Raw genomic sequence first — 12,679 nt, forward strand, 5'->3', positions numbered from 1 at the left:
ACCATCATTCATAGTTAAGGAGCGCGGGACAGATGGAATCAGCCAAGGAACTTCAAGGCCGCATTCTTTTAGTGGATGACGAATCCGCAATCCTGCGCACGTTCAGATACTGCCTGGAAGACGAGGGCTACACCGTAGCCACAGCCAACAGCGCCGCCCAAGCCGATGCCTTGATGCAACGCCAAGTGTTCGACCTGTGTTTCCTCGACCTGCGTCTGGGCGAGGATAACGGCCTAGACGTACTGGCCCAGATGCGCATCCAGGCACCGTGGATGCGTGTGGTGATCGTCACCGCGCATTCGGCCGTGGATACCGCCGTGGACGCCATCCAGGCCGGTGCCGCCGATTATCTGGTCAAGCCATGCAGTCCTGACCAATTGCGCTTGGCCACGGCCAAGCAGTTGGAAGTGCGCCAATTGTCGGCACGCCTGGAGGCGCTGGAAGGCGAAGTGCGCCAACCCAAGGACGGCCTCGACTCCCACAGCCCCTCCATGATGGTGGTGCTGGAAACCGCACGCCAAGTGGCGGGTACCGACGCCAATATCCTGATCCTGGGCGAGTCCGGTACCGGTAAAGGTGAATTGGCCCGTGCCATTCATGGTTGGAGCAAGCGCGCGAAAAAATCCTGCGTCACCATCAATTGCCCGTCGTTGACAGCGGAGTTGATGGAAAGCGAGCTGTTCGGCCACAGCCGCGGCGCGTTTACCGGTGCCAGCGAGAGCACATTGGGCCGAGTCAACCAGGCCGATGGCGGCACGCTTTTTCTCGACGAGATCGGCGACTTTCCACTCACGTTGCAACCCAAGTTACTGCGCTTTATCCAGGACAAAGAGTACGAGCGTGTCGGCGACCCGGTGACCCGACGGGCCGATGTGCGCATCCTCGCAGCCACCAACTTGAACCTGGAAGACATGGTGCGCGACGGCCGCTTCCGGGAAGACTTGCTCTACCGCCTCAACGTCATCACCCTGCACCTGCCGCCGCTGCGCGAACGCAGTGAAGACATCCTGACCCTGGCCGACCGCTTCCTGGCGCGGTTCGTGAAGGAGTACGCACGGCCCGCCCGAGGGTTCAGTGATCAGGCACGCGAAGCGCTGCTCAACTATCGCTGGCCGGGCAATATCCGTGAGCTGCGCAACGTGGTGGAGCGGGCCAGCATCATCTGCCCTCAAGAGAAGGTCGAGATCAGCCATCTCGGCATGGCTGAACAGCCGACCAACAATGCGCCACGCATCGGCGCGGCGCTGAGCCTGGACGAGCTGGAGAAAGCGCATATCGGCGCTGTGCTCGCCACCAGCGACACCCTGGACCAGGCGGCACGCACGCTGGGCATCGACGCGTCGACCCTGTACCGCAAACGCAAACAGTACAACCTGTGAACCACACCCTATGAAGCTTGCGATGAAACTGCGTACTCGGTTGTTCCTGAGTATCTCAGCGCTGATCAGCGTCGCCCTGCTGGGGTTGATCCTGGGCCTGGTCAGCGTCATGCAAATGGCCAAGACCCAGGAGTCATTGATCCGCAGCAGCTTCATCAACCTGGAACTGGGGCTCAAGCTGCGCCAGAGCCTGGGCGACCAGTTGATCATGATGCTGGAAAAGCCGCCTGACACGCAGGCGTTGCAAGCCTCCAAGCAACACTATTTCGAACTGCTGGACCAGGGCATCGCCCATGAACAGCAAAACGGTCGCGGCAATGGCTTCAGCCAGGCGCGCATCGACTACCAGAACCTGCTGGAAGCGTTTGACAAATCCCAGCAGCCATCGCCGCCGCCCGGCAGCAGAGAACAACTCACCGAAGCCTTCAACGTGTTGCGCAACGGCCTGATTGTCGATCATAAGCAGGCTCTGGAAAACATCAGCAACAGTGAGCACGAGTCCCGCGAACGCGCGCTGGTGATCTCCGGCCTGCTCGGACTGGTCGGGCTTGCGGTGTTGATCATCGGTTTCATCACGGCACATGGCATCGCTCGACGCTTCGGCGGGCCCATCGAAGCGCTGGCTAAAGCCGCCGACAGGATCGGGCAGGGCGACTTTGAAGTCACCCTGCCCATCTCCTCGGCAGCAGAGATGAACCAGCTGACGCGCCGCTTCGGCATCATGGCCGAAGCATTGCGCCAGCATCAGGCGACCAATGTCGACGAGCTGCTGGCCGGCCAGCAACGCCTGCAAGCGGTGCTCGACAGTATTGATGACGGCCTGCTGATGATTGACCGCCAAGGCTGCCTGGAACACCTCAACCCCGTGGCACAGCGCCAGTTGGGATGGGACGAGGAACGCCTCGGCCAGGGCCTGGGTGAGGCTCTCGCACGCCCGGAAATGGATGAACAACTGCAACTGGTGTTGCGCGGCGGCAATCTGGAGCGAGCACCGGAAGACCTGGAGGTGGAAGTCGAAGGCGAGTTGCGCCTGCTGACCTACAGCCTGACCCCGGTGAGCCATACCCAGGGGCATATTCTCGGAGCGGTGATGGTGCTGCACGACGTTACGGAGCAGCGCGCCTTTGAGCGGGTGCGCAGCGAGTTCGTCTTGCGCGCCTCCCATGAGTTACGCACGCCGGTGACCGGCATGCACATGGCCTTCGGCTTGTTTCGCGAGCGCGCAAAGTTTCCTGAAGAGTCCCGGGAAGCGGACTTGCTGGATACGGTCAACGAAGAAATGCAGCGCCTGATGCAGTTGATCAACGACTTGCTGAATTTTTCGCGTTACCAGAATGGCCTGCAGAAACTCACTCTGGCGCCGTGCGATATCACGGACTTGCTGGAGCACGCCCAAGCGCGGTTTGCGGAACCGGCGAATGCACAACACATCGAGTTGCTGGTTGAAGCCCAAGCCGATTTGCCGCGACTGCACGCTGACCAGGCCCAACTGGAGCGCGTGCTCGACAATCTGCTGGCCAATGCCCTGCGCCATACCGCCGAAGGCGGGCAGATTCGCCTGCAGGCCCGTCGCCATGGCGAACGAGTGATTATCAGCGTGGAGGATAACGGCGAAGGTATCGCGTACGGCCAACAGGGACGCATCTTCGAACCTTTCGTACAAGTGGGCCGCAAGAAAGGCGGCGCCGGCCTTGGGCTGGCGCTGTGCAAGGAGATCGTGCAATTGCACGGGGGCCGCATGGGTGTGTACTCACGGCCAGGGCAGGGCACGCAGTTCTACATGGCACTGCCCTTGTAGGCGAACGTCTACCCGCGCCAGCGATTAGCGATGATTCAACGCACTCAGGATCGCGGCACTTTCGGCATCCGGCGTGCCGTCAAACAGCGATGGCCTGAAATGCATCTGGAAAGCCGCTATTACATGGCGCGTGGCGACATCCAGCTCGCCGGTTTGAGGTGTCTGGTAGCCCAGGCGCGCCAGCTCTTCCTGGAACCAGGCCACGCTCGGCAACTGCGCTACATACTGCGCCTGGAAACGAGCGACTGCCTGCGCGTCCGGCCAGGCTCCCAACCCTTCAGCCGCCAACCGTTTCCACGGAAACAGTGGGCCTGGATCAAGCTTGCGCAGCGGCGCGATATCGCTGTGACCGATGATGTGCTTAGGGTCAATTCCGTTGCGCTTGCTGATGTCTTTCAACAGCACGATGAGTGACTGTACCTGCGCCTCGGAGTACGGGTACCAGACGCGGCCTGTCGGGGTGTCGCGATACCCCGGGTTGACGATTTCGATACCGATGGAACTGGAGTTGAGCCAGGTGCGCCCCAACCACTCGCTCTCGCCTGCATGCCAGGCCCGCTGGCTCTCATCCACCAACTTGTAGATAGTGCCCGAGGCATCGTTACCAATCAGGTAATGGCTGCTGACCTGGCCGTGGGTCAACAGGGCCAAGGAACGCTCAAGGTTGGCGGAGGTGTAATGGACGATGACGAACTGTATGCGGTTGTCGTGGTTCGCCGAAGGGTGGCTGGTATCGAGACGGGGGCCGCTTGCACAGCCGGCGAGTAGAAGAAACACAAAAGCGATGTACAGGGATTTCATGGCAGATCACGTTACACTGAAGACGATAATGCAACAGTGTAACGTATGAAGGGTAGCGCGGCGGTCAAATCACAAAATGGAACATCTTTTAAGCTGCCAGCACCTTGTTACGTCCTGCCGCCTTGGCTCGGTACAACGCCTCGTCGGCACGCTTGAGCGCCAGATCACTACGCTCACCCGGCAGAAACTGCGCCACGCCCATGGACACCGTGATCGTCACCGGCTCGCCTTTGAAGTGGAACGGACACGCTTCAATCGCCGCACGCAGCACCTCACCCACGGCCAAGGCATCGGCCAGCAATGAGTCGGGCATCAGCAACACAAACTCCTCGCCACCAAAACGCGCAATAAAATCGCTTGGCCGCAGGCGCTTGCTCAGCACGTTGGCGATGATCTTCAAGACTTTGTCACCGGCCAGGTGCCCATAACCGTCGTTGATGCGCTTGAAATGGTCCAGGTCCAGTATCGCCAGCGACAAGCTGTTGCCGCGCTGGTGCCAGGCATTGACCTCCTGGTCCAGGCGCTCACTCCAGGCGGCGCGGTTAGGCAGGCCGGTGAGCGGGTCAATCAAGGCTTTCTGACGCTGCACCTCCAGGTGTTCGCGATAGCCTTGAGCTTCCTGCTCCATGCTCGCAACCCGCTCAGCCAAGCCCTTCAAACGCGCCGCCACTTCCTGTTCACGCTGGTCGCGCTGCTGCTGATGCTCATCCATGGTGCCGAGCAAACCTTCAAGATGGCTTTCCAGCACCTGCTTGAGACTGTTCAGGTCGGACGCTTCCTGTACGCTGCTTTGCAAGCCATCGACCTGTTCACGAATCTGCGTATCCAATTCGCGCGCGGCCGAACGGCTATCGGCGTGGCCGTCACTGGCAACCTGCAAATGGCCTTGAAACGCTTCGAGACGCTCGTTGAGCTGCTTGAGATAAGCCTCGAACTCATGCTGGCCGCTGTCGGTGATCGCCAGCATCAACACCGCCAGGTCATCCAGGATCGGAAGCAGCTCGTACCAGTTCAAACCATTGGCCAGACGCTCGCGCATGGCCTCGGCCTGGGGCCGGTGGCGTTCGGGCAGGTCGAGGTCTTCCAACAAGCCGAGCAAAGTGCTTTCGATATGTTTGGCGACCGAGCTGTAGGACGGCTCGGGCGAGTCGGGCAGGGCGTAGACGCCGTCCGCTTGCAACGCATCAGGGTCGGGTTCGGCGCTGTCCAGCACAGGCGGGAGCGACAGGCTGCCGATGGTCGTCGCCTCCACCCTGTCGACCTGCACCTCGGGCGCTTCGATAAAAGCGGCGAGCGCACTCTCGGATGCCGGCGCCTCCAGAGTTGGCTCCGGCTCCTCAACGTCAGGGGCTTCGACAGGTGGGGCAGCGGCCACCGACTGCGCAGGGGCTTCGAAGACAAACGTTTCGCTGGCGACCTGGGCCTGCGCAACGGGCACACCGGGTTCAGGCGGCGACGCCGCCGGCGCTGATGGCGCTGGCTCGAATGCCCGCAACGCTTCGGCCAGCACCTCGGACTGCGCCGGCTCCTGAGGCTCGGGCGCAGACTTTGGCGCCACCGGCTGCGGCGTAGCTGTAGGAACCGGTTCGCCGGCTTCGGTTGCAGCATCTTTACTGCCGAACAGGCGCTGCAGCAGGCCCAGCCCTGAACGGGGGCTTTCGCTGTCCGGCTCAAGGTTGTCCAGTGCCTGCCCTTGCAGGCTACTGAGCTCACTCAGGAGCAACGGTATCTCCCGCGCCTGCCCGACACGACCATCGAGTTGCTTGGCGAAGGTTTTCAGCGGGCGGGCCACTTCACGGGGCAGCGGTAACTTCTGCAACTGCGCGACCAGGGCCGTGAGCGCAGTGCTGATCTGGTCAACCCGGGTTTCGCGGCGCTGCTCCGAATCCAGCACGGCTTTTTCCAGACGCGGCAGCAAGGCGGCGAGGGCGGCATCCATGTCGTCGCTGCGCACGATGTCGCGCATTTCCTTCATGCATTGATCGACTGCGCGATCCGTTCCTTCAGCGGCCAGCGTGCTGCGTACCAGCCCACGGCGCAGCAGGTCGAGGCGGGCAGCCCAGCGGCGTTCGAGCTTGTCTTGTTGCTCGATGCTCTTGAGGTATTTCTCTTTCCAGCGCTGGGCGTCGTCGCTCATGCAAGGGGTCCGCTGGTGCCTGGGCTCAACGCGGGCAATGCATCAGCCGTGAGCGAACCCGGCAGACGAATCTCGACCGCGACCGGCAGGTGGTCGGAGATGGGCTGCGCCAAAACCTGCACCCTTTCGAGCGTGAGGGTCGGGCTCAGCAGGATATGATCCAGACAGCGTTGCGGGCGCCAACTGGGGAACGTGGCTTCGACTTGCGGCGCCAGTAACCCAAGGTCACGCAACGGGGAATTCTGCAACAGGTCATTGGCATGGGTGTTCATGTCACCCATCAGCACCTGATGCTTGTAGTTGCCAATCAGCTCACGCACGTAGGCAAGCTGGAGGTTGCGCGTACGCCCTCCGAGCGCCAGGTGCATCATCACCACCACCAGGGCTTCGGGGCCTTCGCCGAAGCGCACCAGAATCGCCCCGCGCCCTTTGGGGCCTGGCAATGGATGGTCTTCGATGGCAGTTGGCTTCAGGCGGCTGAGCACACCATTACTGTGCTGTGCCAGGCGCCCGAGGTTGCGATTGAGTTGCTGATACCAGTAGGGGAAGGCCCCCAACTGAGCCAGGTGCTCCACCTGATTGATGTAGCCGGAGCGAATGCTGCCGCCATCGACTTCCTGCAACGCGACCAGATCGAAGTCGTTGAGCAGGTTGCCGATTTTTTGCAGGTTGCCGGCCCGCCCGTTATGCGGCAGCAGATGCTGCCAGCCACGGGTAAGGTAGTGGCGGTACTTCTCGGTACTGATGCCCACCTGAATATTGAAGCTGAGCAGGCGCAAGCGACTGTCAGCCGGCAAGCCTGTGGACTCCAGATGATGCTCGTTGACCCGCGGCTCATGCAGGCCTACGACACGTTCGGTACCCCGGCGGCGCATGGTGAGCCCCCTTACTTGGCGGCGCGCTCTTTGGCGATCAATTGGTCTGCAACGTTGAGAACAGCTTCCGGACCACCGGCAGTGCCGAGGTCGAAACGGTATTTACCGTTGACGATCATGGTCGGTACGCCTTGCACGCCATACTTCTGCGCGAGTTCCTTGGCCTGCTTGATCTGGCCCTGGATAGCGAAAGAGTTGAAGGTGGCGAGGAACTTGTCCTTGTCGACACCCTGGGTGGCGACGAAGTCGGCCATTTCTTCCGGCTTGGTCAGGCGCTTGCCTTGTTTCTGGATCGCGTCGAATACGGCGTTATGGACCTTGTGCTCAACACCCATGGCTTCCAGGGTCAGGAACAATTGGCCGTGGGCATCCCATGGGCCGCCGAACATGGCCGGGATGCGCTTGAAGTTCACGTCGGACGGAAGTTTTTCAACCCAAGGGTTGATGGTTGGCTCAAAAGCGTAGCAATGCGGGCAACCGTACCAGAACAGCTCCACGACTTCGATCTTGCCAGGCACCGAAACCGGTACAGGGTTAGTCAATTCAACATAGGTTTTACCGGCTTCAAGCGGCACATCGGCAGCTTGTGCCGTCATGCCGAAGAGGCTGGCGGTAACGAGAGCGGCGCTGAGGATCAGATTACGCATGCTTTACTCCTGGACAAATAAAGTCGCCTCACGCGACCTTTGTTATGACAGGTCTACGCGGACATGATTTCGTTAGTGTAACGGCAGCGGCCACAAAAAAGGGCGGCCTAAGCCACCCTTTTTATGCTTGCATCGATGGATTAATCGAGCGTTAACGTCGCCGGCCCTGTCAGTGCAGCCCTTGGATGTAGCTGGACACTGCGTCGATATCTTTATCCGAAAGCTTGGCAGCAATGTCGCTCATCATTTTGTTACCCGCATCGCCATCGATATAACGAACTTTCTCGCGGAAGTCCTTCAATTGCTTGGCGGTGTATTGGGCGTGCTGGCCACTCAGATGAGGGAAGCCTGCAGCGGCGAGACCACCGCCGTCCGGGATGTGGCACGCCTTGCAGGCGGGCATGCCGCCAATAGGCTGGTCTTCAGCGAGCTTGCCACCTTGGAATAATGCCTGGCCTTTTTCGACCAGTTTCGGATCGGCAGCTCCCACACTGCCTTTCTGGCTGGCAAAATACGCTGCGATATCTGCCAGGTCCTGATCACTGAGGTTGGTCAGCAAGCCGGTCATTTCCAGCACCGTGCGCTTGCCATCCTTGATGTCGTGCATCTGCTTGGTCAGGTAACGCTCACCCTGGCCGGCCAGTTTGGGGAAGTTCGGCGCCGGGCTGTTGCCATCCGGTCCATGGCAAGCACCACACACGGCGGCTTTCGCCTGGCCCGCTGTAGCGTCGCCTGCAGCATGGGCAACACCGGTGATGCCCAAGGTCAACAGCAGACTCACGATCAGTTTGTTCATCAGCTAATCCAACTACGGCTAAGGGTTTAAGAGTTATCTACCGGGTTTACTCGCCATCAATTCAATGACGGCCTGGTAATCCTCAGTACTGCAGTCCATGCACAAACCACGCGGCGGCATTGCCTTGAAACCCTGGGTTACGTGTTGCACCAGCGTATCCATGCCCTGCGCCAGTCTGGGCGCCCACGCTGCCTGATCACCCCGTTCAGGGGCGTTGGGCAGTTGGCCGGCATGGCAAGCCACGCAAACTCGGTTGTACACCGCTTCCGGTTCCTGTGTAGCCTGAGCGCCATAAAGCGGAATCAGGACACCAAAAGCGAGCAACCTGCGGGTCATACATCGACCTTTTCAGGGTTTGAGAGCGTTTTGCGTTCTAATGCGCAATGAAGGTCTTTCGCTCCCGTGAACTTCATCCTTCGCTGGGACAAAGCACACACAAAATCTGCGGCATTATATACTGGCGCTACTGAAACGGAAACGACACCGCTTGCCGCACCCTTTCTCGGCACCGCCCACATCGGAAATCTCATGCAACTCAAGAATCCCATCCTCGGTCTGTGCCAACAGTCCACGTTCATGCTCAGCGCCGCCAAAGTTGACCAATGCCCCGATGACGAAGGTTTTGAAGTCGCCTTTGCCGGTCGTTCCAACGCCGGCAAATCCAGCGCACTGAACACCCTGACCCATGCCAGCCTGGCGCGCACCTCGAAAACCCCGGGCCGCACGCAGCTGCTCAATTTCTTCAAGCTAGACGATGATCGGCGTCTGGTCGACCTGCCGGGCTACGGTTACGCAAAAGTACCTATCCCGCTGAAGCTGCACTGGCAGCGTCACCTGGAGGCTTACCTGGGTGGCCGCGAGAGTTTGAAGGGCTTGATCCTGATGATGGACATCCGTCATCCAATGACCGACTTCGACTTGTTGATGCTCGACTGGGCCGTAGCCAGCGGCATGCCGATGCATATCCTGCTGACCAAGGCCGACAAGTTGACCTACGGCGCAGCCAAGAACACGCTGCTCAAGGTCCAATCGGAAATCCGCAAAGGTTGGGGTGATGCGATCACCATCCAACTGTTCTCGGCACCCAAGCGCATGGGCCTGGAAGAGGCTTACACCGTGCTGGCCGGCTGGATGGAATTGGCGGACAAGGGCGCTGAAATCGCGGAATAACTTTTCTGCGGGCAAAAAAAACCCCGGACTTCGTATGGGGAGGGGAAGTTCGGGGTTCAAGTTCCGGACCGCTAGGGCGGGGTCCAGATATCTGCCAACACTTAACACAACATAGGAGCATTGAAGGGCTTCACCACCCATTCAGTAACTCTGAGTGGCAGTTCACGGGTTAAGTTCCGGCAGATCCAAAAAACTATTGGAAATAACCAGTATCGATTTCTGATCTAAAGCGCCCTGCCATCACGGTTGGTGATGGCAGAGCCGCCAAATCAGTGCGCCTCGTCCCAGTTATTGCCCACTCCCACATCCACCACCAACGGCACATCCAATTGCGCCGCCGCACTCATGTGTTCGCGGATCTTTTCGCTGACTTGCGCCACCAGGTCTTCACGCACCTCAAGCACCAGTTCGTCGTGCACCTGGAGGATAACCTTGGCATCCAGACCCGACTCCGTCAGCCAGTCATCCACCCGTACCATGGCTTTCTTGATGATGTCCGCCGCGGTGCCTTGCATCGGCGCGTTGATCGCCGTGCGCTCGGCGGCTGCGCGGTCCTGGGGTTTATTGGAGTTGATGTCGGGCAAATACAGCCGGCGCCCGAAGAAGGTTTCTACATAGCCCTGGTCGGCAGCCTGGGCGCGGGTGCGCTCCATATATTCGCGAACGCCCGGGTAACGTGCGAAGTACACATCGATGTAGGCCTTGGCGGTCTTGGTATCGACTCCAATATCCTTGCCGAGCTTCTGCGCCCCCATCCCATAGATCAGGCCAAAGTTGATCGCCTTGGCACTGCGACGCTGGTCGGACGTGACCTCGGCCAACTCGACCTTGAACACCTCGGCGGCCGTCGCCGTATGCACGTCCAGGTTGTTGCGGAAGGCGTTCATCAGGCCCTCGTCCTTGGACAGGTGCGCCATGATCCGCAATTCGATCTGGGAATAATCCGCCGCCAGCAGTTTGTAGCCCTTGGGCGCGACAAATGCCTGGCGAATCCGCCGCCCTTCGGCGGTGCGCACCGGTATGTTCTGCAGGTTCGGATCGCTGGAAGACAAACGCCCGGTTGCCGCCACCGCCTGGTGATAAGACGTGTGAATGCGCCCGGTGCGTGGGTTGATCTGCTCCGGCAGCCGGTCGGTATAGGTGCTTTTGAGCTTGCTCATGCTGCGGTACTGCATCAGCACCTTGGGCAACAGGAAGTCATCTTCGGCCAGCTTGGCCAGTACTTCTTCAGCAGTCGACGCCTGGCCTTTGCCGGTCTTCTTCAGTACCGGCAGGCCCAGTTTCTCGTAGAGAATCGCCCCTAGCTGCTTGGGCGAGCCCAGATTGAACGCCTCACCGGCGATCTCGAACGCCTGACGCTCCAGCTCGACCATCTTGTTGCCCAGCTCGATGCTCTGAACGCCCAGCAGATCCTTATCCACCAAGGCCCCCTGACGCTCGATCCGCGCCAACACCGGCACCAGTGGAATCTCGATGTCGGTCAATACGCCGGCCAGGCTTGGAATGGCCGCCAGTTGCGCATGCAGCGCCTGATGCAGACGCAAGGTCACATCGGCATCTTCCGCCGCGTAAGGACCGGCTTGTTCAAGCGGGATCTGGTCGAATGTCAGCTGCTTGGCGCCCTTGCCGGCGATGTCCTGGAAACTGACGGTGTCGTAGTCCAGGTACTTCTTGGCCAGGCTGTCCATGTCGTGCCGGGTTGCCGTGGAGTTGAGCACATAGGATTCGAGCATGGTGTCGAAGGCGATACCACGTACGGTAATGCCCTGCGCCGGGTCGCCGCCGATGGCGCAGTTGGCCAGGATGTTCATGTCGAACTTGGCGTGCTGGCCGACCTTGAGCTTGGTCGGATCCTCCAGCAATGGTTTTAACGCGAGCAACACGCTGTCGCGATCCAGCTGCGGCGGCGCGCCGATGTAGGAGTGCGTCAACGGAATGTACGCAGCTTCATGGGGCTGCATCGCGAATGAAACCCCGACCAACTGCGCCTGCTGGGCGTCGATGCCGGTGGTTTCGGTATCGAACGCGAACAACTTCGCGTCATTGAGCTTCTTCAGCCAGACATCGAAGGTCGCCTGGTCAAGGATTGTGGTGTAACGCGCCTCGACAGGCGCAACCACCACCGCCTCCACAACGGCTTCAGCAACGGGCGCCGTGTTGAGTTCCACGCGCTTGGCATCACGCTGGATCTCGTCGAACCAGCTCTTGAACTCCAGCAGCGTGTACAGCTCCAGCAGCTTTTCACGATCCGGTTCGATCAGGTGCAGGTCTTCCAGGCCGACGTGCAGCGGCACATCACACTTGATCGTCGCCAGTTGGTAAGAAAGGAACGCCATCTCCTTATGCTCTTCCAACTTGGCCGGCAGGGTCTTGGCCCCACGGATCGGCAGGGTCGGCACGATATCCAACTGCTCATACAGCTCTTTGATCCCACCATTCACGCCCACCAGCAAGCCGGAAGCGGTCTTCGGACCAATACCCGGAACGCCCGGAATGTTGTCAGACGAATCCCCCATCAACGCCAGATAGTCGATGATCTGCTCCGGAGCGACGCCAAATTTCTCCTTTACGCCTTCGATGTCCATCGAACTACCGGTCATGGTATTGACCAAGGTAATGTGCCCATCGACCAGCTGCGCCATGTCTTTGTCACCGGTGGAAATCACCACCGGTCGGTTGGCCGCAGCGCTACTGCGGGCCAGGGTACCGATCACATCATCGGCCTCGACGCCTTCGACGCACAACAGCGGGAAGCCCAGGGCAATCACGCTCTGGTGCAGCGGCTCGATCTGCAGGCGCATGTCATCGGGCATGCTCGGGCGATTGGCCTTGTATTCGGCGTACATGTCATCGCGAAAAGTCCCACCCTTGGCGTCAAACACCACGGCGAAAGGGCTGTCCGGGTACTGCTTGCGCAGGCTTTTGAGCATGTTCAACACGCCCTTGACCGCACCGGTCGGCAGGCCTTTGGAAGTGGTGAGCGGTGGCAGCGCATGGAAAGCGCGATACAGATAAGAAGAACCGTCCACCAGGACGAGGGGGGCTTGGCTCATGAGCAGGATCAACCTTTTCGGCG

General features: G+C 60.0%; 10 protein-coding genes. 3 read left to right on the forward strand and 7 right to left on the reverse strand.

What is annotated here, in order from left to right:
• Positions 1 to 32: 32 nt before the first annotated feature.
• Together algB and ACQRBV_RS08700 are read left to right on the forward strand one after the other, a co-directional pair.
• On the forward strand, positions 33 to 1,379 hold the full coding sequence (gene algB, locus ACQRBV_RS08695; RefSeq protein WP_060756483.1) for a sigma-54-dependent response regulator transcription factor AlgB: 1,347 nt from the start codon (positions 33 to 35) through the stop codon (positions 1,377 to 1,379).
• A 10-nt stretch (positions 1,380 to 1,389) separates the two neighbouring features.
• A complete protein-coding gene (locus ACQRBV_RS08700; RefSeq protein ID WP_090367699.1) occupies positions 1,390 to 3,177 on the forward strand; it encodes an ATP-binding protein in 1,788 nt (595 codons plus the stop codon).
• Between the two features lie 24 nt (positions 3,178 to 3,201).
• Here the strand turns inward: ACQRBV_RS08700 and ACQRBV_RS08705 are convergent, their stop codons facing one another.
• From ACQRBV_RS08705 to ACQRBV_RS08730, 6 genes are all read right to left on the reverse strand, one after another.
• The gene (locus ACQRBV_RS08705) at positions 3,202 to 3,978 is read right to left on the reverse strand and encodes an N-acetylmuramoyl-L-alanine amidase (RefSeq protein WP_161548494.1); all 777 of its coding nucleotides are present in this window, start codon (positions 3,976 to 3,978) and stop codon (positions 3,202 to 3,204) included.
• Between the two features lie 88 nt (positions 3,979 to 4,066).
• Positions 4,067 to 6,115 carry a GGDEF domain-containing protein gene (locus ACQRBV_RS08710; protein WP_411985770.1) on the reverse strand — a complete coding sequence of 683 codons (2,049 nt, stop codon included), beginning with the start codon at positions 6,113 to 6,115 and terminating at the stop codon, positions 4,067 to 4,069.
• On the reverse strand, positions 6,112 to 6,990 hold the full coding sequence (locus tag ACQRBV_RS08715) for an endonuclease/exonuclease/phosphatase family protein (protein WP_411985769.1): 879 nt from the start codon (positions 6,988 to 6,990) through the stop codon (positions 6,112 to 6,114). The genes ACQRBV_RS08710 and ACQRBV_RS08715 overlap by 4 nt, the downstream gene beginning before the upstream one ends.
• Positions 6,991 to 7,001: 11 nt before the next feature.
• Positions 7,002 to 7,637 carry a thiol:disulfide interchange protein DsbA gene (dsbA, locus tag ACQRBV_RS08720; RefSeq protein ID WP_198761129.1) on the reverse strand — a complete coding sequence of 212 codons (636 nt, stop codon included), beginning with the start codon at positions 7,635 to 7,637 and terminating at the stop codon, positions 7,002 to 7,004.
• A 169-nt stretch (positions 7,638 to 7,806) separates the two neighbouring features.
• Positions 7,807 to 8,433, reverse strand: a complete 627-nt coding sequence (locus ACQRBV_RS08725; protein ID WP_060756489.1) for a c-type cytochrome — start codon at positions 8,431 to 8,433, stop codon at positions 7,807 to 7,809.
• 33 nt (positions 8,434 to 8,466) lie between these two features.
• A complete protein-coding gene (locus ACQRBV_RS08730; protein ID WP_090367707.1) occupies positions 8,467 to 8,769 on the reverse strand; it encodes a c-type cytochrome in 303 nt (100 codons plus the stop codon).
• A gap of 192 nt (positions 8,770 to 8,961) precedes the next feature.
• Between ACQRBV_RS08730 and yihA the strand changes: the two genes are divergently transcribed.
• Positions 8,962 to 9,603 (forward strand): ribosome biogenesis GTP-binding protein YihA/YsxC, encoded by a 642-nt coding sequence (yihA, locus tag ACQRBV_RS08735; RefSeq protein ID WP_025854318.1) that lies wholly within the window; start codon positions 8,962 to 8,964, stop codon positions 9,601 to 9,603.
• A 269-nt stretch (positions 9,604 to 9,872) separates the two neighbouring features.
• Here yihA and polA read toward each other — a convergent pair whose 3' ends face one another.
• Complete coding sequence (gene polA, locus ACQRBV_RS08740) at positions 9,873 to 12,656, reverse strand: DNA polymerase I (RefSeq protein WP_411985768.1); 2,784 nt, start codon at positions 12,654 to 12,656, stop codon at positions 9,873 to 9,875.
• Positions 12,657 to 12,679: the final 23 nt, after the last annotated feature.

Origin of the sequence: Pseudomonas sp. R11F, from assembly GCF_050312575.1 — a bacterium.
GTDB lineage: Bacteria > Pseudomonadota > Gammaproteobacteria > Pseudomonadales > Pseudomonadaceae > Aquipseudomonas > Aquipseudomonas palleroniana.